This window comes from Lysinibacillus sp. BS3 (assembly GCF_039614735.1).
GTDB classification, from domain to species: Bacteria; Bacillota; Bacilli; order Bacillales_A; family Planococcaceae; genus Lysinibacillus; species Lysinibacillus capsici.
In genome coordinates, this window is sequence record NZ_CP154860.1 from 4,373,453 (window position 1) to 4,396,767 (window position 23,315).

General features: G+C 37.2%; 25 protein-coding genes. 14 read left to right on the forward strand and 11 right to left on the reverse strand.

Annotated elements, in window-relative coordinates; genetic code table 11:
- Nucleotides 1–4: 4 nt before the first annotated feature.
- A complete protein-coding gene (gene kdpB / locus AAJG31_RS21765) occupies nt 5–2,068 on the forward strand; it encodes a potassium-transporting ATPase subunit KdpB (RefSeq protein WP_103118447.1) in 2,064 nt (687 codons plus the stop codon).
- Nucleotides 2,069–2,079: 11 nt separating this feature from the next.
- On the forward strand, nt 2,080–2,724 hold the full coding sequence (gene kdpC, locus AAJG31_RS21770) for a potassium-transporting ATPase subunit KdpC (RefSeq protein ID WP_279495600.1): 645 nt from the start codon (nt 2,080–2,082) through the stop codon (nt 2,722–2,724).
- 50 nt (nt 2,725–2,774) lie between these two features.
- Here kdpC and AAJG31_RS21775 read toward each other — a convergent pair whose 3' ends face one another.
- Nucleotides 2,775–3,830 (reverse strand): 2,3-butanediol dehydrogenase, encoded by a 1,056-nt coding sequence (locus AAJG31_RS21775; RefSeq protein WP_279495599.1) that lies wholly within the window; start codon nt 3,828–3,830, stop codon nt 2,775–2,777.
- Between the two features lie 293 nt (nt 3,831–4,123).
- Between AAJG31_RS21775 and AAJG31_RS21780 the strand changes: the two genes are divergently transcribed.
- Both AAJG31_RS21780 and AAJG31_RS21785 read left to right on the forward strand, forming a co-directional pair.
- Complete coding sequence (locus AAJG31_RS21780) at nt 4,124–5,425, forward strand: DEAD/DEAH box helicase (protein WP_048392216.1); 1,302 nt, start codon at nt 4,124–4,126, stop codon at nt 5,423–5,425.
- Nucleotides 5,426–5,437: 12 nt separating this feature from the next.
- Complete coding sequence (locus tag AAJG31_RS21785; RefSeq protein WP_048392217.1) at nt 5,438–6,331, forward strand: deoxyribonuclease IV; 894 nt, start codon at nt 5,438–5,440, stop codon at nt 6,329–6,331.
- A gap of 44 nt (nt 6,332–6,375) precedes the next feature.
- Here the strand turns inward: AAJG31_RS21785 and AAJG31_RS21790 are convergent, their stop codons facing one another.
- Nucleotides 6,376–6,612: a Nif11 family protein gene (locus AAJG31_RS21790; RefSeq protein ID WP_004227236.1), complete on the reverse strand. Its 237-nt coding sequence runs from the start codon at nt 6,610–6,612 to the stop codon at nt 6,376–6,378.
- Between the two features lie 165 nt (nt 6,613–6,777).
- Between AAJG31_RS21790 and AAJG31_RS21795 the strand changes: the two genes are divergently transcribed.
- From AAJG31_RS21795 to AAJG31_RS21805, 3 genes are read left to right on the forward strand one after another with little or no spacing between them, the layout of a single operon-like run.
- On the forward strand, nt 6,778–7,524 hold the full coding sequence (locus AAJG31_RS21795) for an ABC transporter ATP-binding protein (RefSeq protein WP_048392218.1): 747 nt from the start codon (nt 6,778–6,780) through the stop codon (nt 7,522–7,524).
- Between the two features lie 13 nt (nt 7,525–7,537).
- Complete coding sequence (locus tag AAJG31_RS21800; RefSeq protein ID WP_048392219.1) at nt 7,538–8,401, forward strand: metal ABC transporter permease; 864 nt, start codon at nt 7,538–7,540, stop codon at nt 8,399–8,401.
- Nucleotides 8,398–8,826, forward strand: a complete 429-nt coding sequence (locus AAJG31_RS21805; protein WP_048392220.1) for a Fur family transcriptional regulator — start codon at nt 8,398–8,400, stop codon at nt 8,824–8,826. Before AAJG31_RS21800 ends, AAJG31_RS21805 begins: the two co-directional genes overlap by 4 nt.
- Before the next feature lie 64 nt (nt 8,827–8,890).
- On the opposite strand, the gene AAJG31_RS21810 is transcribed toward AAJG31_RS21805, so the two are convergent.
- Both AAJG31_RS21810 and serC read right to left on the reverse strand, forming a co-directional pair.
- Entirely contained in the window at nt 8,891–9,298 is a 408-nt protein-coding gene (locus AAJG31_RS21810) for a hypothetical protein (RefSeq protein ID WP_279495598.1), read from the reverse strand.
- A gap of 279 nt (nt 9,299–9,577) precedes the next feature.
- Nucleotides 9,578–10,666, reverse strand: coding sequence for a 3-phosphoserine/phosphohydroxythreonine transaminase (gene serC, locus AAJG31_RS21815; RefSeq protein ID WP_103118443.1), 1,089 nt, complete (start codon nt 10,664–10,666; stop codon nt 9,578–9,580).
- Nucleotides 10,667–11,061: 395 nt separating this feature from the next.
- Between serC and AAJG31_RS21820 the strand changes: the two genes are divergently transcribed.
- Both AAJG31_RS21820 and AAJG31_RS21825 read left to right on the forward strand, forming a co-directional pair.
- Nucleotides 11,062–11,598 (forward strand): hydrolase, encoded by a 537-nt coding sequence (locus AAJG31_RS21820; RefSeq protein WP_279495597.1) that lies wholly within the window; start codon nt 11,062–11,064, stop codon nt 11,596–11,598.
- A gap of 304 nt (nt 11,599–11,902) precedes the next feature.
- A complete protein-coding gene (locus tag AAJG31_RS21825) occupies nt 11,903–12,322 on the forward strand; it encodes a hypothetical protein (RefSeq protein WP_233732086.1) in 420 nt (139 codons plus the stop codon).
- 32 nt (nt 12,323–12,354) lie between these two features.
- On the opposite strand, the gene AAJG31_RS21830 is transcribed toward AAJG31_RS21825, so the two are convergent.
- Both AAJG31_RS21830 and AAJG31_RS21835 read right to left on the reverse strand, forming a co-directional pair.
- Nucleotides 12,355–12,867 carry a PCYCGC motif-containing (lipo)protein gene (locus AAJG31_RS21830; protein WP_279495595.1) on the reverse strand — a complete coding sequence of 171 codons (513 nt, stop codon included), beginning with the start codon at nt 12,865–12,867 and terminating at the stop codon, nt 12,355–12,357.
- 79 nt (nt 12,868–12,946) lie between these two features.
- On the reverse strand, nt 12,947–15,241 hold the full coding sequence (locus AAJG31_RS21835) for a YhgE/Pip domain-containing protein (RefSeq protein WP_279495594.1): 2,295 nt from the start codon (nt 15,239–15,241) through the stop codon (nt 12,947–12,949).
- Nucleotides 15,242–15,436: 195 nt separating this feature from the next.
- Here AAJG31_RS21835 and AAJG31_RS21840 point away from each other — a divergent pair, with 195 nt between their 5' ends.
- From AAJG31_RS21840 to cyoE, 5 genes are all read left to right on the forward strand, one after another.
- A complete protein-coding gene (locus AAJG31_RS21840) occupies nt 15,437–15,907 on the forward strand; it encodes a thioredoxin family protein (protein WP_066036434.1) in 471 nt (156 codons plus the stop codon).
- Nucleotides 15,908–16,011: 104 nt separating this feature from the next.
- A complete protein-coding gene (locus AAJG31_RS21845; protein ID WP_054548534.1) occupies nt 16,012–16,713 on the forward strand; it encodes an O-linked GlcNAc transferase in 702 nt (233 codons plus the stop codon).
- Nucleotides 16,714–16,850: 137 nt separating this feature from the next.
- Nucleotides 16,851–17,408: a hypothetical protein gene (locus tag AAJG31_RS21850; RefSeq protein ID WP_066036433.1), complete on the forward strand. Its 558-nt coding sequence runs from the start codon at nt 16,851–16,853 to the stop codon at nt 17,406–17,408.
- Between the two features lie 38 nt (nt 17,409–17,446).
- Complete coding sequence (locus AAJG31_RS21855) at nt 17,447–18,100, forward strand: alpha/beta fold hydrolase (RefSeq protein WP_066036432.1); 654 nt, start codon at nt 17,447–17,449, stop codon at nt 18,098–18,100.
- 302 nt (nt 18,101–18,402) lie between these two features.
- A complete protein-coding gene (cyoE, locus tag AAJG31_RS21860; RefSeq protein WP_115674090.1) occupies nt 18,403–19,353 on the forward strand; it encodes a heme o synthase in 951 nt (316 codons plus the stop codon).
- 69 nt (nt 19,354–19,422) lie between these two features.
- On the opposite strand, the gene AAJG31_RS21865 is transcribed toward cyoE, so the two are convergent.
- The 5 genes from AAJG31_RS21865 to AAJG31_RS21885 all read right to left on the reverse strand — a co-directional run bounded on the left by AAJG31_RS21865 (nt 19,423) and on the right by AAJG31_RS21885 (nt 23,272).
- Nucleotides 19,423–20,157 carry a metallophosphoesterase gene (locus AAJG31_RS21865; protein ID WP_269898104.1) on the reverse strand — a complete coding sequence of 245 codons (735 nt, stop codon included), beginning with the start codon at nt 20,155–20,157 and terminating at the stop codon, nt 19,423–19,425.
- A gap of 260 nt (nt 20,158–20,417) precedes the next feature.
- Nucleotides 20,418–20,867 (reverse strand): helix-turn-helix transcriptional regulator, encoded by a 450-nt coding sequence (locus AAJG31_RS21870; RefSeq protein ID WP_009370152.1) that lies wholly within the window; start codon nt 20,865–20,867, stop codon nt 20,418–20,420.
- A gap of 138 nt (nt 20,868–21,005) precedes the next feature.
- Nucleotides 21,006–21,410 (reverse strand): hypothetical protein, encoded by a 405-nt coding sequence (locus AAJG31_RS21875; protein WP_004227282.1) that lies wholly within the window; start codon nt 21,408–21,410, stop codon nt 21,006–21,008.
- A 90-nt stretch (nt 21,411–21,500) separates the two neighbouring features.
- Nucleotides 21,501–22,835: a hemolysin family protein gene (locus tag AAJG31_RS21880; RefSeq protein WP_048392236.1), complete on the reverse strand. Its 1,335-nt coding sequence runs from the start codon at nt 22,833–22,835 to the stop codon at nt 21,501–21,503.
- Nucleotides 22,836–22,867: 32 nt separating this feature from the next.
- A complete protein-coding gene (locus tag AAJG31_RS21885; RefSeq protein WP_308339959.1) occupies nt 22,868–23,272 on the reverse strand; it encodes a MerR family transcriptional regulator in 405 nt (134 codons plus the stop codon).
- Nucleotides 23,273–23,315: the final 43 nt, after the last annotated feature.

Here is a 23,315-nt window from a genome sequence, read left to right on the forward strand (position 1 = left end):
GCATATGGAAACAGTAAGAAAGAGTTTTTTGACAAGTAAGATGCTGAAAAATGCAATGATAGACGCTTTAAAAAAGTTTAGTCCCACTTATATGCTAAAAAATCCTGTTATGTTTGTTGTAGAAGTAGGATTTTTGTTTGTGGTGCTATTAGTTCTTTTTCCAAATATGTTTGGGAGTGTAGTAGAAGAACATGCTCGATTATACAATGGAATAGTTGCTATCCTACTTTTTGTTACAATTCTATTTGCTAATTTTGCAGAGTCAATTGCAGAAGGAAGAGGTAAAGCACAAGTTCAAACTTTAAAAAAAACAAAGACAGTGACACAGGCTCGTGTGTTGCTTCATGATGGTACGGAAATCCTTAAACAGGCCAATGACCTAAAAAAAGGAGATATTGTATTAGTTCAAGCTGGAGAGGTAATTCCAAATGATGGGGAAGTCATTGATGGCATTGCTACTGTGGATGAATCGGCAATAACAGGTGAATCTGCCCCTGTTGTAAAAGAACGAGGTGGAGATTTTTCATCCGTTACGGGTGGTACGACGGTTACGAGTGATTGGTTGATGATTGAAATTACTTCATTGCCTGGCGAATCATTTCTGGATAAAATGATTACGCTAATTGAAGGGGCTAGCCGTAAAAAAACACCAAATGAAATAGCCCTTAATACACTTCTAGTAAGTTTAACAATTATCTTTCTGTTAGTGGTAGTGTCCCTCTATCCAATGACTATGTATTTGAATGTGCCAATTTCTATCGCAACATTAATAGCACTTACAGTTTGTTTAATTCCTACAACGATTGGTGGATTATTATCCGCAATTGGTATTGCAGGTATGGATAGGGTAACACAATTTAACGTCATTGCAATGTCTGGGAGAGCGGTGGAAGCCTGTGGAGATGTGGATACATTAATCTTAGATAAGACTGGCACGATAACATATGGCAATCGAATGGCAGCTGAGTTTCTACCAGTAAAAGGAGTTGCCAGAGAAGAGTTAATGCAAGCTGCATGGCTTAGTTCTCTAACAGATGATACACCTGAGGGAAAATCTATCTTATCGCTTGCTTGCGAATTAGGGGTGAATACGGACGGTGAAAAAAGCATTATCCAGACAAGTAAACATATTCCCTTCACTGCACAAACACGAATGAGTGGCTTGGATAGGGTGGATGGCACAAAAATTCGAAAAGGTGCCTATGATACGATAAAAAGAGAGAGTTTGAAGGCAGGGTACAGTATTCCTTCAAATCTAGAGTTGCTGGTTCAACAAGTATCTACAGTAGGGGGGACGCCTCTGGTCGTAGCACTGAATGATAAAATTTTAGGCGTTATTTATCTAAAGGATATTGTCAAGGCTGGACTAAAGGAACGTTTTGAACAGCTTCGTGAAATGGGGATTAAAACCATTATGTGTACAGGAGATAATCCACTTACAGCAGCAGCCATTGCAAAGGAAGCTGGAGTAGATAGCTTTATCGCAGAAAGCAAACCTGAGGACAAGATTCAAGTCATTAAGGATGAACAGGCACAAGGGAAGGTAGTAGCAATGACTGGTGATGGTACAAATGATGCACCAGCGTTAGCGCAGGCCAATGTTGGGCTTGCAATGAATTCAGGTACAAATGCAGCAAAAGAAGCAGCTAATATGGTTGATTTAGATTCAAATCCAACTAAAATTATTGAAATTGTAGAGATAGGGAAGCAGCTTCTGATGACACGTGGCGCTTTAACAACATTTAGTATCGCTAACGATATAGCAAAATATTTTGCCATCATACCTGCTATGTTGATGGTGGCTGTACCTGAGATGAGCGCATTAAACATAATGAAACTTAATTCTTCAACAAGTGCGATTATTTCTGCCTTAATTTTTAATGCAGTCATTATTCCCTTGTTAATTCCAATTGCAATAAAGGGAGTAACGTATAAACCAATGAGTGCTACAAAACTTTTGAATAAAAATTTATTAGTCTATGGTATAGGTGGTATTATAGCTCCTTTTATTGGGATTAAGTTAATTGACATACTAGTTGGTCCACTATGCCGTAGTTTTGGGCTATAGGAGGAAGGTACATGCGAAAACTATTTATGAACTTAAAGCAAGCAATTCTGATTACAATAACAATGTTTATACTGTGTGGGCTAATCTATCCTTTTGCGGTGACTGCTTTAGCTCAAGGATTACTCCATCATCAAGCAAATGGTAGTTTACTGGAAATCAATGGTAAAGCTGTTGGTTCAGAACTGATCGGTCAATCCTTTTCAGCACCATCATATTTCTGGGGACGTGTTTCAGCCATTCATTACAATGTTTATACTGAGGATGATACGGTACCAGACAAAAATGGTCAGTTAAATTATAGTGGTGTGACTTCTGGAACTTTTAACTATGCACCATCTAATCCAGAATTGGAGAAGCGAATTGAAGCAGATATCAAGAAGTTTCTACTTGCAAACCCAACAGTAAAACGCCAAGATATACCTGCAGATTTAATGACAGCTTCTGGCTCAGGGCTGGATCCACATATTAGTGTGAAGGCTGCAAACATTCAAGTGAAGCGCATTGCCCTAGCAAGCGGTCTTTCAGAAGAAGAGATTGAAAAAATCATTGAAGAAAATACGGAGAAACGAACACTAGGAATCTTTGGAGAAAGTAAAGTGAACGTTCTAATGGCGAATTTAACTATCATGAAAAAAATGGATAATAGACAAGAATAATAACTATAAAATCAGGTAGAGAAATGCTTTATTCTCTACCTGATCGTATTTTATGCTTGAGAATTTACAAGAATTTTAATATGATTACGTTCCTTCATTAATGCCTCAAAGCCTTCTGTTACCACTTCATCAAGAGCAATTCGTTTCGTAACAAGCTTGTCTGCAGGGAAGTAACCTTGGGTCATCAGCTCCATTACAGCTGGGAAAATATCGCGGTAGGCAATAATTCCTTTGACTGTTCGCTCTGATAGAACGATATTGTTCGGTTGGATAGCAGCTGTAGACTCCCAAATCGACACGATGATTGTTTCACCTTCAAAAGTTGTTGAGTCAATAGCTTGTTGTAATACCACAGGAACGCCCGTTACTTCAAAGGCAACATCTACACCACCATTTGTTAATTCATGTAGACGCGCAACGGCATCTTCCTCTTTAGGATTAATGATGGCTGTTGCACCAAGTTCTAAAGCTTTTGCGGCACGCTCTGCTGAAAGCTCTACAGCATAGATTTCTGATGCGCCCGCTGCACGTAATGCTTCAATGACAAGTAGCCCGATTGGTCCTGTCCCAAAGACGGCAGCTTTGTCACCGGCTTTTAATTTACTCTGACGCACGGCATGTAAAGCGACTGCTGCTGGTTCAACAAGTGCTCCTTGCTCATAAGAAAGCCCTTCTGGCATTTTGTGAACCATTTTTTCATCTACCATTGTATATTCGGAGAATCCACCGCCACCGCCTGAAAGACCGTGAAAACCTAAATGTTTACAAATATTATATTTACCTTTTTTACAGGCAGCACATTCGCCACATGCAAGGATTGGTTCTACTACTACAGGATCACCGATTTTAACAGATGTAACACCATCGCCAATTTCAACTACTTCACCTGAAAATTCATGTCCCATTACAATAGGTGCGATGTCTTTACTTACATAGTGAGGTTGCTCCACTGGAATAAAGATTGGCCCAGCTGCGTATTCATGTAAATCACTGCCACAAATCCCTGTCCAATGTACTTTGATTTTTACTTTTCCAGGTGCGATGACTGGTTCTTCAATGTTTTCTACACGGATGTCTTTTGCTTTATACCATCTTGCTGCTTTCATAATCTACCAACCTCCCATAATATCTTACAGCTCTATCATAACATGTGGGGAATCTGCTAATCATTAGTTCCCTATAAATTGACATAAAAATTACATATTACAAGCGTTTTCGAACATTGTTACAGCGCTTTTATGATTGCATATTCTGCGTATTTCAAGTACCTTTGATAAGGGCTTTGTTACGGTGATAATAAAACATTAAAAATATGTTTATGCTAGTAAGAAATAGGACGTAAATATACCTTAAAGTTCGAATCATGGTACAATGAAAAAGATGTTAGGAGGAACGAATGATGTCAAAATATACTGATTATAATTTTCAGCCATTTTTGCAGGACGCCATTGCAAATCTTGGCTTTACAGAACCGACACCAATTCAAAAAGAAATTATTCCGCTTTTATTAAAAGGGAAAAGTGCTATTGGACAGGCACATACAGGAACAGGGAAAACACATAGTTTTTTAATTCCAATTGTTCAACGTATTGATGTAGAAAAACAGGAAGTACAGGCCGTTATTACTTCTCCTACACGAGAGTTAGCACAGCAAATTTTTGATGCATTAAATCAATTAATAGAAGGAACAGCTATTCAAGCAAAACTATTTATTGGGGGTACGGACAAACAACGCTCCATTGATAAATTAAAAACACAGCCACAAATTGTTGTTGGAACACCAGGACGTATTCGTGACCTTGTTTCAGCACAAGCGTTATTTGTGCATACAGCACCAATTTTAGTTGTCGATGAAGCGGATCTAGCTTTTGATATGGGCTTCATTGAAGAGATTGATGGATTTGCTTCACAGATGCCTGAAAAGCTTGAAATGTATGTTTTCTCTGCAACAATACCAGAAAAACTTCAGCCGTTTTTAAAGAAATACATGGAAGCACCAGTGCATGTCCATATGAATGATAAACGACCAGTGGCAGAAGGTATCGATTTTGTACTTGTACCAGTGCGCTCAAAATCTCGTAATAAACGTTTATTAGAAGTCATTGAGGGCATTAATCCCTTTTTAGCTGTTATCTTTACCAACACACGTAAGACAGCAGAACACGTTGCTGGCTATTTAAATGAGCATGGTATCCGTTGTGGCCAAATTCACGGTGATTTAAGTCCACGTGATCGTAAAAAAATGATGAAGCAAATCCGTGATCTTGACTACCAATACATTGTAGCAACTGACTTAGCTGCTCGTGGTATTGATATCCAAGGCATTTCTCATGTTATTAACTACGAGATTCCAGAAGACTTAGAATTCTTTATTCACCGCGTTGGTCGAACAGCGCGTGCAGGCAATAAAGGGACAGCCATTACTTTATTTGAGCCATCAGATGAGGATGCAGTAGTTCGCGTAGAAAAAATGGGCATTCCTTTTGTACAAAAAGATGTAAAAGATGGCGAATGGTCAGAGTTAAAAGAGCGTCATGCCCGTAAAAATCGTGTGAAGCAAGAGAATGAAATTGATGTGAAAGCAAAAGCGTTGGTACGTAAGCCTAAAAAGGTAAAACCTGGCTATAAACGTAATATGAAGTGGGAAATGGAAAAAATTAAAAAACGTGAACGTCGCTTAAAGGCACGCGGTAAAAAATAAGGGGGCTTTTACATGTTACTTGGCTCACATGTTTCGATGAGCGGGAAAGAAATGCTACTTGGCTCTAGTAAAGAGGCACTGTCATACGGAGCCAATACATTTATGATTTATACTGGAGCACCGCAAAATACACGTCGCAAAGCCATTGCTGACTTAAACATTATGAATGGACTCCTGCATATGAAAGAGCATGGGATGACCAATATTGTTGTACATGCACCTTACATTATTAATATTGGCAATACGGAAAAACCAGAAACATTCCGTCTCGGTGTAGATTTTCTACAATCGGAAATTGAACGTACTGCTGCACTGGAGGCAACGCAAATTGTTTTACACCCTGGTGCCCATGTAGGAGCTGGTGCTGATGCTGGTATTGCTAAAATTATTGAAGGTTTAAATGAGGTATTATCTCAGGACTATCCCGTTCAAATTGCATTAGAAACCATGGCAGGGAAGGGGACGGAATGTGGACGTTCCTTTGAAGAACTTGCTAAAATTATTGATGGTGTAACGAATAACGAGCGACTTTCTATATGCTTTGATACCTGTCATACACATGATGCTGGCTATAATATCGTGGAAGATTTTGATGGTGTATTAAACGAATTTGATAAAATTATAGGCGTGGAACGCATTAAAGTATTGCATATCAATGACTCCAAAAATGTGCGCGGTGCAGGTAAGGATCGTCACGAAAATATTGGCTTTGGTCATATTGGCTTTGATGCCCTTAACTATGTAGTACACCATCCACAATTAATGGATGTTCCTAAAATTTTAGAAACACCCTTTGTCCCTCTCAAGAGTGACGCTAAATCTAAGGTAGCTCCGTATAAAGTGGAAATCGATATGTTACGAAGTGGTACTTTTAAACCTGAGCATATTGAAGCTTTAAAAGGCTAACAGAAATAACCCGAAATCAGGCTAGTTCTGATTTCGGGCTTTTTTTATTTTGTAAACAAGGCGATGAGTTGACGAGAGCGCTTTCTTCCTAAAACGGCCTCCACTTCAACAAGAATATCTTTAGGAATCCCTAAAAATAGCCAAGAAAATGAGAATTGCTCCAAATAAGGTCGAAGTTTTTTTACTTCAGAAGTCGTAATGCTAAAGCCTTCTTCACGAGCAATCGCGACAATTTCCTTATCCGTGCTTTGTGCTAATTGCTGTAAAAATTGAATACTCAAAGTCAATCCTCCTTTATCTCATTAATTTTCACGAAATCATTTATACACTTGCAATCAGCTATTCGAAAAAGCATCCATCTTCTTTTCTTTACAAAAACTGCACTTTCCTTTATACTTACAATTTGTAAATCGTAATGATTTTGAATTAGAAAGAAGCGATCATGCATGAAAACAACACTTATTGACATTGAAAATGTGTCATTTCAATATGACTATACGCAAGTTTTAAAAAACATTTCTTTTCGTGTAGAAGAGGGAGATTTTTTAGCACTTCTCGGCCCAAATGGTTCGGGAAAATCAACATTATTAAAAATTATTTTAGGTTTGCTGAAACCTTTATCCGGAGAAATAAAATTATTTGGTGAACCAAGTGCAAATTTTAAGCACCGTGAATGGATTGGCTATGTCTCGCAAAAATCCAATGCCTTTAATTCTGGCTTCCCGGCAACCGTGCAAGAGGTCGTGAAAAGTGGATTAACGAAAAAATTAGGGCTTTTTAAAAGACCTGGCCGAGATGCCAAAGACAAAGTTCAAGAAGCTTTAAAGGCAGTTGGCATGGATGCTTATATGAATCGCAACATTGGAGAACTATCTGGTGGACAACAACAACGTGTTTTTATTGCAAGAGCTTTAGTCAGTAATCCCAAATTGCTCATTTTAGATGAGCCAACTGTCGGCATTGATCACGAGAATGTGCAGTCATTTTATGATATGCTGGCGAAATTAAATCGGGAACAAGGAATTACGATGATTCTTGTCACACACGATGTCGATACGGTATCGAATCGTATCAGCCATGTGGCATGTTTGAATCAAACTATTCACTTCCACGGCTATAAAAATGAATTTGATAATATTTCTCAGGATGCGCTAGACGCTTGGTATGGCCATTCCGTGAGAAAGATTCATTAGAAGGAGCAGGCATATGATTGAAGCAATTTTACATTATGAATTTTTACAAAATGCCTTTTTCTCTGGATTATTAATTGGCATACTTGCGCCCCTGCTGGGTGTGTTTATTGTTGTACGTAGGCTATCCTTGATTGCGGATGCTTTGTCGCATGTAACACTTGCAGGAATTGCTGGGAGCTTATACATTAGTCAATCAGTGACAGCCTTAGCAATGCTCAATCCTATTTATCTAGGAATACTAGCCTCTGTGAGTGGCTCTGTCTTGATTGAGCGTTTAAGACGTTTGTATAAGCACTATGAGGAGCTTGCCATTCCAATTATCATGTCAGGTGGTATTGGGATTAGCGCCATCTTTATTTCACTTGCCAGTGGTTTTAGCACAGATTTAATGAGTTATTTATTCGGCTCGGTTTCTGCTGTATCTCGTCAAGACTTATGGGTAGTGATTGGCATTGCTGCCATTGTGATTATCTTTTTGTTTTTATTTTTTAAAGAATTATTTGTTTTGTCTTTTGATGAGGAATATGCAAAAGCTAGTGGACTTCCGGCTCGTTGGGTTCATCTTTTATTTATGATTGTAACAGCACTTGTCATTGCGGCAAGTATGCGCATAGTTGGTATTTTACTTGTATCATCTCTGATGACATTGCCTGTTGCAGCAGCAATGCGCTTGGCAAAGGGCTTTAAACAAACCATCATTTTTGCCATTGTTTTTGGAGAAACAGCTGTACTAATTGGTCTAATTAGCGCATTTTATATGGATTTAGCGCCAGGAGGCACGATTGTTGTCACTTCTATTCTGATTTTGTTACTTGTAATCCTAGGGAAGAAAGTAGCACTTAAAATGGCTGCAAAGCAGGGGGAGGTAGCGCAATGAATATTTCAAGAGCGTGGGAAATATTAAAGGAAAATGGCTATAAAAAAACAGATAAACGGGAGTTAATATTAGATATGTTTGCAGCAACAGATAAATATCTAACAGCCCGTGATTTATTGGATGTTTTAAAAAAAGATTTTCCGGGAATGAGTTTTGATACTATTTATCGTAACCTTGCTACTTTTGTGAAACTTGGGATATTAGAAGAAACAGAGCTATCCGGGGAACGTAATTTCCGTATGCACTGTGAATCTGCGCATCATCACCATCATTTTATCTGTATGGACTGTGGCAACGTCAAAGAGCTTAATCTTTGTCCAATGGAAATGTTAGGTGAAAAATTGCCTGATTATGAAATTGAAAATCATAAGTTTGAAATATATGGTAAATGTCCTGATTGTAAGCATGACACTCTGTCACATTAAATGTTGACAGAGTTTTTTTCTATGTAAGAAGAGGGTGCCAATAGAAGGCTACCCTCTAAAAGGATTAAGCTACTGCCACTCGACGAATCGCAACAATTTTATTGCAATCTACGATTAAAGGAGAAGCAGCTGCTGCACCTGGCTCAAGGAAGTATGCACAGCAATTTCTTGGATCGAAGGAAATGAAAGTCACACCTAAGAAGCTAATACCTCCAGATAAGAAGATATCTAGTGTAGTAGCTAGCTCTAATTTTCTTAATTGGTGACAAATACAGCCTCTACAGTTGCTGCTCATTCTTGGTGTACATTTTTCTTCTTTTTTACAATGACATTTTTCTTCTTTTTTACAATGACATTTTTCCTCTTTTTGGCAATGACATTTTTCAACTTTACGTTGACAGCATTTTTCCTCTTTTTTAGGACATTTACAGCCTTGCCAGTTCATATGTGACATATATCTTTTATCTTCCATTGTCTAGACCTCCCTTCCTCTAGTTTCGTAAGGGTAACCCTTACAGTAATAATCTATGTTTGGTGCATAGCTAGAGGCTGGCGATATGTCCGATAGGCTGCTTAAAAATCTATATTTTTCTCAAAAACTTTTGCAATGTGTAAAGCCCTAAGCTGAGATATTGCTATAAACATCTAATCAAGCTAATGGTATGGGGATAGATTTCTTATTTCCTTCTACAAGCGCGAAAAAAAGATGAATCTTTACATTTCTGTAAAGATTCATCTTTTAAATAGAAGTTTATTGATGTTTTTGTTGGAAATCTACCATGAAATCTCTTAAAGCTTCACATGCCTCAAGGGGCACTGCATTATAAGTGGAAGCACGACAACCACCTACAGAACGATGTCCATTTAGCCCAACAAAACCTGCTGCCTTTGCCTCTACAAGGAATAATTTTTCCAGCTCCTCATCTGCAACACGGAATGTAATGTTCATTAAAGAACGGCTTTCTGGTGTGGCATGGCCTTTGTAGAAACCATTACTTTTGTCAATGGCATCATAAATGACTTTAGCCTTTAATTCATTATGTTTCTCAATTTCTGCTACGCCGCCTTTAGCTTCAACCCATTTTAACACCTCGCCTAGCATATAGATCCCAAATGTTGGAGGTGTATTATAAAGTGAATTACTATCAGCATGTGTTGTATACTTTAGCATCGTCGGAATATTTTTATTGGCTTTTTCAAGTAAATCTTTGCGAATAATTACGACCGTTACACCTGAAGGACCAAGGTTTTTTTGAGCACCAGCATAGATGATTCCGAACTTTTCAATATCAACTGGTTTTGATAGGATGTCACTTGACATATCTGCCACTAATGGAACATTTCCTGTATCAGGGTAGTTTTTCCATTGCGTACCATATATCGTATTATTGGATGTGATGTGAACATATGCATCATCTTCATTGAATTGAATATCTTCTAAAGCAGGAATATTGCGGTATTGGTTTTCTTTTGTGCTTGCAGCTTCAACAGGTGTCCCAAATAATTTAGCTTCCTTAAAAGCTTTCTCAGACCATGAGCCTGATAATACATAGCTAGCTTTTTGCTCAGTTGTTAAGAAGTTCATAGGCACCATTGTAAACTGAAGGCTTGCTCCACCCTGTAAGAATAGTACCTCATAGTTTTCAGGAATAGCATAAAGTTTTTTTAATAAAGTAATGGCTTCGTTATGTACTTCATCAAAAATGGCACTACGGTGACTCATTTCCATAATGGACATACCTGAATCACGGAAGTTTACTAATTGCTGTTGAGCATTTTCTAATACTTCTTGTGGTAGAGCAGATGGACCTGCGTTGAAATTGTATGCACGTTGTGTCAAAGTGGTACACTCCTTGTTTGGTTAATAACAGAACTTTACTGGATTATAACCTAATTTTCAAGAGAAAAAATAAAATTCTTAATATTTGAGCAGAATGGAGACAGACTCGCAACAAAATGTACACATTTAAGCAGGTATTTTTCATTAAAAACGAACAAATAGAAAGTTATTTTTGAAATTAAGTGATATTTTCCGTATATTAAATATTTTTTATTACCATAAAAACGATAATGTTCGTGTTTTAATTTACAAGTATTTCCTTATTGGGAGTGTGAAACCTACAGGCTAAAGCAAAACCATTAAAATCGATTGTTAGAGAAAACTCCTTATTACTTTACGAGAGATAAGCAGGTTTTTGTATAGTATTATAAAGAAAAGAAAAAGAGGTGTTCAGGATGTTTACAGTAGAGAAAGCTTGTTTAGTAGTTGTAGATGTGCAAGGAAAGTTAGCAACAATTGTAGATGACTGTGAAATGGTAATTGAAAATGTGGCAAAGCTCGTACAAGCAATGCAGGCACTGGAAGTACCTATTTTATGGCTAGAACAAAATCCAAGTCGTTTAGGCGGAACGGCTCTTGAGATTGCTCAGCATTTAGAAGGGCAACCGATTCCTAAAATGGCCTTTAGTGCGTGCCAAGAAGAGGCATTTGTAGAGGCTATGAAGGAAAATGGACGTACTCAATTCATTGTGACAGGTATTGAAACACATATTTGTGTGTACCAATCGGCTAGACACCTGAAAGAACAAGGATTTGAAGTAGAGGTTGTTGTAGATGCAGTATCTTCTCGAACAAAGGCAAATAAAGAAATTGGGCTTACAAAGATGCATGCGCTGGGTATTTACCCAACTAGCACCGAAATGATCTTGTATGAGCTACTACAACGTGCAGATCATGAACATTTTAAAACCATTTTGAAGCTTGTTAAATAACGCAAATTAAAATTGAAACAATTGGTATGTTTATTCCATTCATTGTAATAACAATTTTGCTTTCAAGAGAAATATATACAAAGAAATTGGGTTAGATTGAATAAATGTAGATGTCTAATGGGTCTATAGACCTTTATTGGGCATCTTTTTTATTTTAGGGCTATATTATGTGTGACATTACTCATATAAAAACTTAGCCATTCCATTTGTTGTATACTATAATTAAAAATCGGGAATTCGTTATGGGTAAATAACTTTTAATTAGGATGATGACTATGAAAAAACAGTCATTTTTATGGGAGAAATGGAACAGCTAATATGGCTTGCCAAGCAATCCTCAAAAATCCCTCACACATCTGAGCAGCTTATCTCACAAGGGTTTTTACCTGAGGCAATTGGCCAATATGTGTTCATAACGAAAAATTTCTGGCAGCTTAAAGAGCCTTTATTATGGATTCATTCATTAGAAAATGCCTCTGTAAAAGGTAACTTTTATGCTCACTTGAAAGAGACGAATTCACAGACAGAAGCTGCGATTGAAACAAAAGAAGGGCAATTTGTTGTAGCCATAAATCAAAATGCTGATAAGGAAGACGGGAAAGTAGCTAAAAAAGGTGAAATATCCTATGTTTTAATTGCAGAATTTGTTGGGCTCATCCTTGTCATTGCAGTTATCCTGTATATCATCCTTCGTAAACGAAAGAAAAATCAACTGAAACAATAAAAGCAAAGTCGCGAATGTGCGACTTTGCTTTTTTATGCAGGCATGTCCGTTGGTGTTGGTTTTGCATAGCCCTCTTTATACGTGTCATCAATGAACTGACGAATTTCTTTTAAGCTCTTGCCTTCTTTGTGCAGTTGTGCTGATTGGACAGCAATCTCTAAGCACACTAAACAACGCGTCCCATGATCATCCCAAACAATCGAACCATCCTCACTTTTTTCCTGAATAAAGCAATTTAAATTACTTTTATGGCCAGCAGATTCCCCACAGCCGCAATAGCATGGCATCCATTCGAGAATCTCTGTTGATTGTCCAGCGATTTGATAGACTAAGCGTATATTTTCTTGCTTGCCCTCTAAAAAGGTTGGTAGGACGTCTGCAGAAGCTGTTTCTTCTTGGATATCACCAGATGCCTCTGCATGGTCATGACCTTCATGTGAAGCGTCATTTGCTTTAGGAGAGGTTTCAGCACTGTTTTTATTTTCTCCACAAGCACTTAATAACAGTAACGCCAATACAACAAAAATAGTAATCGATTTCTTCAAAAATAGCGCCTCCTACATGTTTACAATACTTCCATTATAACATCGTTTTCATAAACATTTACAGACGCCTCGTTGAAAATCAGTGAAATATATCTAATCCACGTGTTTTGTTCATGAAATGTTCCATTTTCTCGCTCAATAATTTTTTTAAGAAGAATCCGAACAGGATAAAAATGAACCAGAAACCAAATAGGAAGATGAGGTCCATCCAGACTGTTGACCAAATAATTCCGCCGACAGCTTCACGCATCATTTCAATCGCATACGTAAATGGTAAAAAAGGGTTGATTATTTGGAAGAACCTCGGCAATAACTCGACTGGATAGGTTCCACCAGAGCCTGCAATTTGTAACACAAGCATCACAATTGCTAATGCTTTTCCTACATTACCGAAGACGGATACGAGTGTATAGACAACCGTTACAAATACGAGACTAATAAAAAGTCCAAATAAGATAAAGTAGGCAGGTGCTTGAATGGAGCCGTCTACTAAGAAAATATCTCCAATTGTAATAATGAGAGTTTGAATAAACGAGAAAGTTGCAAAAGTTAAGAGTCGACCAAAGTAAATTTCTCGAATACTATAAGATGTATCTCCATGGAGATTCACAGACAATAATGAAATTAACAGTAAACAGCCTACCCAAATAGATAGTACTGTGTAAAACGGTGTCATGGCTGTTCCATAGTTCGCAATAGGGAATACGCGATGTTCCTTTAATATAATAGGCTCCTCAAAGAAATCACGTTCGGCGTTGACATCATTTTTTAGTAATTGCACAATCTCTGCTAGATCCGCTTCTTCTTCTAAAGTTCGTAGCTTATTCGCTAATTCTTTGATTTTAGCACTTAAAGTTGGAAATTCAGTTTGTATTTTTTGAATAGCTTGATTTGCTGTTCCTAGCGTGTTTTTGGCCTGTGTCAATTTATCTGTTGCCTGAGGTATGAATTGTTTTACATTTGTCAACATGGTAGAAGCGTTAGTTAAAGTTTGTTTCGCACTGGTTAGGGTAGATCGAATTTGTGGCTCTAGACTTTCGTTATAGTAGGATAAGAATTTTTGTAAATTAGCTGTAGCATTTTGTGCGATTTGCTGAATAGCTGTAATGTCTTGCTTGATAACATCTTTATCAATTGGCTTTAATTGATCCACTTTATTTAGTAAATCGTCTTGTAGAGTCTGTAATTGTTGTAATGAGTTAAGCGCATTTGACGTAGAATCAATGAAGTTTGGTGGATGTTCCAAAGCTTCGCGAATGGCTGTAAGCTGTTCGATGATTGGTTGATTCGCTTCTGCATTACTTTCCTGTAAAGAACCAATAATGGTTGTTAAAGAGTCTTCTAATTGCTTACGAGTAGAAGCATCTGCCTGAATTAATTTTTGCAGTGCCTCAAGTGTTTGAATACTCTTGTTTATGTTGTCTTTAGAAGTTGACAATTGATTTTTAAGTGCCTCTTTCGTTTGCGTAATGGAGGCAGGGTCAAAATTTATACGATTGAGCTTATTGATGATCTCTGTAAAATGTTGGGCGATATTTTGAACAGTTGTGACATCCTTTTTGATGATAGGGGATAGTTCATTAAATAAAGCATCTGCTTCATTCACTAAATGTAAACCCCTTTGAATGGTAGTTAAACCATCTGTCGTTAGTTGTTTCACCTGTGGAACTTGTGTCAGCGCCTGATTAAGTAATTGATTTGCCTCCTTTCCTTGAGTAGAGGCTTGCGTTAAAAATGAATTAATATCAGGTAAATGCTGTTCGATAGTAAAAACATAATTTTCGAATTTGCGGAAATCAGGGATGTCACGTTCCATTTCAATTCCAATTGTATTAAAAATAGAAAAAAGTGTCCCATTGACGGTGGATACAAATTCATTCGAAACCTGCTGTGTAAGTACGCTCGCTCCTTTACTTGTAATTTTAGGGGCAATAGGATTCTTTTTTTCATTTACATAATAATCAATATGGGCCTTCGTTGGTTGGTCGGTTAAAATAGAGGTTAGTTTTTGCGAAAAATCATTTGGAATGATTATGACTGCAAAGTAATCACCATTTTTTAATTGTTCCTTAGCTTTTTTCTCTGTTTCGAGCTTCCAAGTAAAGCTTTTATTCGTACGTAAAGTCTCAATTACTTCATTCCCGACATTAATTGCTTCATCTCTTACCGTGGTTCCCGTATCTTCATTGACAATCGCGATTTTCATATTAGAGGTGTGAGCGTAAGGGTCCATGGAGGCATAAATATTTAGCCAGGCATAAAGAGATGGAAGAAAAATTAGTCCACCTATAATGACAGCTACGACCCAGTTTGTGACAATATTACGGATATCTTTTGTATAAATTTGAAAAACATGCTGGAACGAGTTTTTCATCATGATCACCCCACATTCAAATTTGCATGAACTCTCACTATGTATGTTCCCAAATATACTTGAAATTATGTTATAAATGTGAAATATCTTCATTTAAAGGCGAATTAGTTTACTAGGTTTTCAAAACAATTTATAATCAATCGCGAATGCACTAAAAGTAGGGCTTTTAGTGTAAAAAAGGAGGTCACTACTTTAGTGAAAAAATTATTAATTATTGGTTCAGTGATTGTTGTTTTATTTGCAGCAATTATTGTCCTTACCAATGTCTCAAATCAAAGTAAGTTAGAAATCGCAAAAAAACTTTATGGCGATAAAGAGCTTAAACAAGAAACAATCGATCAAGTAGATGACAAAAACTATCAAAACATTATGTTGCCAGACAAGTTAGAGGAAAAAATAAAAGCTGGTGAGCCTGTCAATGCTTATTTCTTCAGCCCGATTTGTATACACTGTCAAGCTTTCACGCCAGTGTTAATGCCAATTGCAGAAGAGCTAGGTGTTGATATTGCACAATTAAATGTCTATGAATACGATGATCTAACAGACAAGTATAATATTGAAGCAACACCAACATTTATTCGTTTCGAAGATGGTAAAGAAGTAAATCGCTTTGTAGGAGCTCTTAAAGAAGAAGATTTACGAACGTTCTTAAATACGGTTAAATAAATAGAAAAGGAAGAGACTGTATCATAATTATTTAGATACGGTCTCTTTTGTTTTTGTAGTGTATACTAAAAATACTGAATAGTTGTACACTGGAGGTATGATGAATGTCAATGGATGATTATTTTTATAATGGTGAACTGATGAAATGCTATGAATTAGCGAAGCAGGTGACAAACGAAGAGGACAAAGTATTGGCACAAAAATATATTCGATTATTAGAAGAATATGAATATGATCGTTATCCAAAGCCAACTGCTCATATCGAAGTACAGCATGTGGAACGAGCTGATGAAAGCTATCCAGAATCAGATCTAGTTGTAGAAATACGAGCAATAAAAGATGAAGAGGCATTTGCGAAGCGTATTCAGCAATTGGAGGAAGTCGCAAAAACTGGAACATCAGCTGACAAAGCGCAATCCTTTTTTACACAAGGAGAGCTGTTCTTATTCGCACATCATTACAATGAAAGTGTTCACTGTTTTCAGCAAGCAGTAAAGGAAAACCCAAATAAGGCTGTCTACTGGGGGATCACAGGGCAGACGATGCACCGCTTTGGCTGGATGCCATTTGATGCCCTCGGTTATTTGGAGCAAGCGATTCAGCTAGATCCAACAAATCCTCGATGGAAATGGAATAGAGCCCTCGTACTTATTCAATTGGCAAAAGATTTGCAAATGGCTCCATTTATAGCGAATGCTGCACTGACATTGGAGGATGCGCTAGCTTCTTGTGGTGAAGAGCAAAAATCGTTGAAAGCTGCTATTCAAAATACAATCGACAATATGGATAGCTATGTTTTCTCATAAGATAATTGGATGTCTCCAAAGTATATGGAGTCATCCTTTTTACTTAAAAATCAAGTGAGCGGGGTTCGTTGCCATATTTCACAATCATGGTATGATAAGAAAGAAAATGATTTGTAGATATAAAGGACGGATTTTTTATGGCACAAGAAGCGGCAAATAAGTTTATAGAAAACGTATGTAATCATTTAGTTCGCAATATGAATATTACAAAAGTGGAAGAGCATTTTAAAGAAACAATTACTATGCAGCGACAATCAGCCGCAACATCTATGGACTTTTGGGACATGTTGATGATTAATATGCTTTATTTTACTGAGAATGAACAGGCTTGGGAGCAGGAATTTCTAAATATGCTTCAAGCTAAGGAGTGGCTAAAGCCATCAGCTCTTGAAGAGGAATTATTAATGCATCAGATGCGAATTCGTCAACAAGTGGCAGAGCAATTGGATGCTGCAAAGAATTTATTCCATAAGCAATATGAGACAGAAGGCATGACAGAGGAAGCGATTATTTATGACTATGCCTATAGCTCTGCTGGGCATTCCATGCGTATGGATTTATTAACCGTGCTTGTATCCACGCCAGAGCAATCAAAAATACTCTTTGATGCAGATCCACAAGAAACGATACGAATTGTCAATGGTTATATTGCCTACCATACAGATGGATTAATTAATAAAACAAAATTACACTAATTTTGTTACAAAGCTTCACGCGAAAGGAATTTGATTAAATGAATACACCATTTACTTTTAACCATACACAACCAACAAATATGGACCCTACGAAGAAGTACCCTGCTATTTTTTTGCTTCATGGCATGGGCAGTCATGAAGATGATTTACCACAATTAGTGCAGGATTTTCAAGAGCAATGTCATATATTTAGCTTACGAGGGCCAATTACGCAACATCCCGGCTATGCTTTTTTTACCATTCAAGAGGTGGGGCAACCAGATCGTGCAATCTTCGATAAAGTGTTGATTGCATTGCAACGATTTATATTAGAGGCTATCGAAGAATATCAAATCGATCCTCATAAAGTATTTGTTTTAGGCTTTAGCCAAGGTGCGGTTTTAGCACAATCACTTGCCTTTGTGATGGGGAATTTAGTGACGGGTATTGTTGCATTAAGTGGCTATACGCCAAAGTTTGTGACGGAGGAGTATGCTATTCGTTCTGTAGAACATTTACATGCTTTTATTTCGCACGGTGATTATGATTATGTAATACCTTCTCAATGGGGAATGGAAAGCAAGGAGATCTTTGAACAATTTGGTGCCACGGTGACATTTAAACAATACCCAGATGGACATGGTGTAACACCTGATAATCTACGTGATCTAGTAGCATTTTTAGCGCAGCAACTACAGGAAGAAATTCAATAAAAGGAAATCCGAGGCAAAAATTTGTCTCGGTTTTTTTGGCTATCGTAATTCAAATTATTTTTCTCCAATAGTGTTTGGAAGAATCGAGGCAAGAAGGTTCAAATTCACGTCAGTCGGTGGTATCATAGTAGATGTTGTGAATGAACGTGCTTTGTTAGATGAAAAACATGTACTTTATGTGAAAAGAGAGACAGAACAGAACTAAAAGGGGTAAAATAATAATTTGATGTGCTAGATGCAAATTTTGTCGCTTTCTATCGATGAAAGCGTGTAGAAATTATGGAGAAAAGGAATTAAGCTGAATGGAACAAAATCTGAAAACGGAGCATAAACCACTATCCTCCGAAAAAACAAGAGGGAAGTCATCACGTTCTTCTATTTTAGCGCAAACCGTCAAGACAGGGATTATCAAATCCAATTTAATACCTATGTGGGCTGGTTTAACGCTAGGCATGTACAAAAATAAAATGACATTTGTAGACAATATACCAGAAATTATTTTTTCAACAATCGGTTCCGCCCTTGTCATTGGAGCTGCGGGGGCCTTTAATAATGTCTATGATCGTGATATTGATGCAATTATGCCTCGTACACAAAGCAGACCAACTGTAACAGGTGAAATGTCAGCAAAATCTACTTTATCATTAGCTGTTGTAATGTTAATTATTGGCGTAGCTGTGCTGGCACTTGCTTCACCTTTAGCAGCGGCATTTGGATTATTAGGTGTATTCCTATATGTAGTCCCTTATACAATGTGGACAAAGCGTCGTACGATATATAATACAGAAATCGGTAGTATTAGTGGTGCGGTGCCACCATTAATAGGTTGGTCTGCTGTATCTACAGATATTACACACCCAGCGATACTTGGTTTATTTTTTGTTATGGTCATTTGGCAAATGCCTCACTTTTATGCTATTGCCATTCGCAAACGTATAGACTATGAAGCAGCCAGTGTACCCATGCTACCAGTTATCAAAGGGATGCGTCGAACATATTATCAAACCAATTTCTATTTAATACTATTGATTCTATCAAGCTTTTTATTTGGCTCACTAAGTGTAGGCATCATGCTTGTGGCATTGATTTTAAGTGTTGCTTGGCTAGTGATGAGTATTTACGGTTATCATAGTAATACAGATCAAGTGAAATGGGCTACCAAAATGTTTGTTTTTTCCCTATTCCATATGACTATACTATTCACAACTGTTATTGTGTACTCGCTAGTAGGAGTTATTTTTAAGTTATATTAATTTTTCAAAAATTGCCCTGAAAAAAATAAAGTTGTGCGAAAACAATTGCGAAAATAAAAACCAACAAGTTTACTCGTTACTTGTTGGTTTTTTATTGTCGACAGAAATGATTTGGCGGCTAGGCCACTCGAATGCATGTAACTGTCCGCCAAACACAGCTCCACCATCAATGCCAATAATATTATTTTCTCCGAAATAAACATGATAATCAGTTGGATCATGATGCAGGTTATACGTAGGGGTATGGCCGAAGATTACTGTTTTTTCCCCTTGATAGCCTGCGTGGAATTCATCACGAATCCAAAGTAAGCGCATGGGGTCAGTTTCGGCTATTGCAGCACCTGGCACAACGCCACCGTGGACGAAAATAGCATCTTCTAACTCAATATATATTTCAAATGTCTCGATTAACTGTAAATGTTCTTCAAGCTTAGGGAGCGTTTTAATAAAGCTAGGCAGAGTATTACTTTGGATGGCTTCCTCAAAGTCTGCCAACTGATAGCCATAGCTTGCTAATGTTGCCTCACCACCACAAAGCCCTACCCAATGGTTCCATGGCTTAGCAAGACCTGAACGGCATGCATTGAGCATGATCGCCTCATGATTGCCTAGTAAAACTCGTGCACCTTTTGTCTGTAATTCACTCACTAAATTTAACACACCACTAGAAGAGGGCCCTCTATCAATATAATCACCAAGAAGAAAAAGCTGGTCGTTCATTGGGTCATAGTTTGCTTTTAATAATAATTCTTCCAGTAGCCCTAATTCTCCATGTATGTCACTAATTGCTAGTATACGGTTCATTTACGAGCATCCTTTCTAATAGTACAGCTTTACCCTTAAGTATAGAGAATTATTCTACAAGTTTCGACTTTTCTAGCTTCTCCTAGCTTTTTTCATAGAATTTTTAAAGAAACAATTCTCTTACTACTATGTTTATCATATGAAGGATGTTTTTATGGCTTTATTCATTTGTCTAGAGAAGATGGGTGATGAGAGGAGGGAAATGCTTGAAACGTAACAGCAGAAGCAAATTGCAATGCTCCTACTGTTTGACTTAAAAATTATATCTGTAGTTTTTCCCATGCTTGCTTAGCTATTTGTTCATCAAATGTTGAAATGAGGCGAAAATTATTGCTGTCTAAAATGCGATAATGCTGACTGATGACGTTTTGCTGTAGTCGAAAACCACCATACTCCTGAATGTTTTTCCACCATATGTATCCACCCATTGTTTTCTCTTTTGGCTGCAATGTTCCATTATTTGCGATTAAATCTACAACCTCTAATGGATCACCACCAAGCTCATGCTGTAAAATCGTACTGTCTCTACACAATGTGCAAACTGTAACAGTGGTTGTCCAGCCAGCTAGTATACGGCCCTTTTCAATTTGGACAAGTGTTTTTTTTGATAATCCTAGTAAATCACTCATTTGATCCTGTGTGAAAGCTTTTTCTGTACGGATTAATTTCAGTTTTTCTGAAACGAGTGTGATTAATTGTTCACGATTCATCCTAACACCCCTTATTTTCAGATTGTTAAGTTCCATTATACATGAAAGTAAAGAAGCGTGTTTTTCTTTCACCTTGGGAAGTGGCAAAGGTCGCGTAAAATTAAAACAGACTGCCCCTAATGGACAGTCTGTTGGATGTTAGATTTCATATTTTTTTGTATCCGAGATCACCCTGAAGTGGATGCCTTTAATCTGTGCGCTGACTTTATGGCGGAGTGTATCGATATCCACAAGCTCCTCTTTATTTTTGACACACACAGCAATCTCTTGTAAAAGCTTTGTAAAAGATTCTTTAAATAGAGAGCGCATATTATCGAAATCTAAACTACGAAAACTCCCATCAATATCGAAAGCTTCAACTGAATTTAATTGCTTGGAAGCTCCTGCAAACCGATCATCGTAGACTGTGTAATTTTCATCTGTTACCACGATAATAAATAGAACTTCTCCCGTGATTGTTTTTAACTCAATATTTGTTTTGTGTTTTTTTACATCAGTAATAATGTGAATACCATCTGAATGATATAGCTTAAATAATGTCATGTGTATGGCCCCCTGCAACTAAAATCATTTTCTCTATTCATTATATAGTGAAATGGCTAATAATGGAATAAGGAATACTGTTTCCTACTGTTACGATTGAACCTCTGTTTTAAGAGGTAGACTTTTTCGAAGAGGACGAACCTCGATATAATGAATTTGATGACCTTGTTGCTCATAGATGCTAAAAATATAGGAGCCTAGCTCAATATTTTTTGATGCTTTAATGCCGTTATTCACAGTTAAGAACCAACCACCTAATGTTTCCACTTCTTCAGCATCCAGGGTAATGTTTAATAGATTTTCTACATCTTCCACAAGCATTTTTGCATTTAATAAATAGTGATGATCTGTAATTTTTCGAATATCCGCAATTTCATCATCATCAAACTCATCTCGAATTTCACCAACAATTTCTTCTAAAATATCTTCAACCGTTACAAGACCAGATGTACCACCATATTCATCCATTAGGATAGCCATATGGATTCGTTCCTTTTGCATACGTACAAGTAATTCTTGAATGGGCATTGTTTCAATTACGCGAATGACTGGATTTATGAAATCTTCTAGAACTAAGGAGTCGTCTGTAAGTTGTTCAAGTAGACCCTGCGTTAGTAGTTCTTTCGCATTGATGAAACCTAATATATTATCTCGGTCCCCATCATAGATCGGGTAACGCGTATATTTTTCAGAAGCGATGTAATGAATAATGTTTGTAAAAGATTCATTTTGTTCAATTCCAATAATTTCTGTTCGGGGAACCATGATTTCACGAGCAATACGTTCATCAAATTCAAAGACGTTATTGACATATTTGAGCTCAGATTTATTGATTTCACCACTCTTAAAGCTTTCAGACAGTAATAATCGCAATTCTTCCTCTGTATGAGATAGCTCATGTTCGCTAGCAGGTTTCATACCGAATAAGCCAACTAACACGCGTGCAGAACCGTTCAAGAACCAAATAAATGGATACATGATCTTATAGAAAAACATAATGGGTTTTGCGAAAAGAAGTGTAATGGATTCAGCTTTTTGAATGGCAGCTGTTTTTGGGGCTAATTCGCCGACCACTACATGTAAAAACGTAGCAATGGCAAAGGCTGTTCCAATTGTAAAGATCGTCATATATTTATCAGAAATGCCGATTATTTCGAATAGCGGGTGAAGCATAAATTCAAAAGTTTTTTCACCAACCATCCCGATACCAAGAGCGGTTACAGTAATCCCTAATTGACACGCTGATAAGTATTCATCTAAGTGTTGAACAACATGTTTAGCAGCAACTGCTTTTTTATTGCCTTCTGCAACCAGCTGATCGAGTCTTGAGGAACGTACTTTTACAATGGCAAATTCTGTTGCCACGAAAAAGCCTGTTAAAGCTAATAGAATGGTAAAAATCGATAGGTTTATTATGGTCTCCAAATAGTCGTTCTGTAAAAACAGAACGTCACCTCCTAATTATGAATGAGTAATAATAAAGATTGCATTAATGCAATACTTTCGGGTGAAACATTTTTCTTAATCGTTTCAATTTTTTTATCATCTTGCTTGTTCATTTGTGCGAGCAGAGATGTAACATCATGCTCTAAATCTTGCATTTTTAAACGAAGCACCTGTACATCGATTTCTTCATAGGGTGTGATGTTTAACTCATGTTGGATTTGTACAAGTGAAAGCCCCTGTTGTTTGCGCTGTTCAATAAATTGAAGCCGTTTAATCATGGCTTGGTCATAGTAGCGATAATTTGCTGCAGAACGTTCTGCATCTAGCAAACCAATATTTGTATAGTAATCAATTGTTCGTTTAGTAATGCCTGTTTTTTCTGCAAGCTCGCCAATCTTTAATTTTTCTGTCCCAATGCAAACACCTCCAAACCATCACGTGATACTTTGATTATAACGT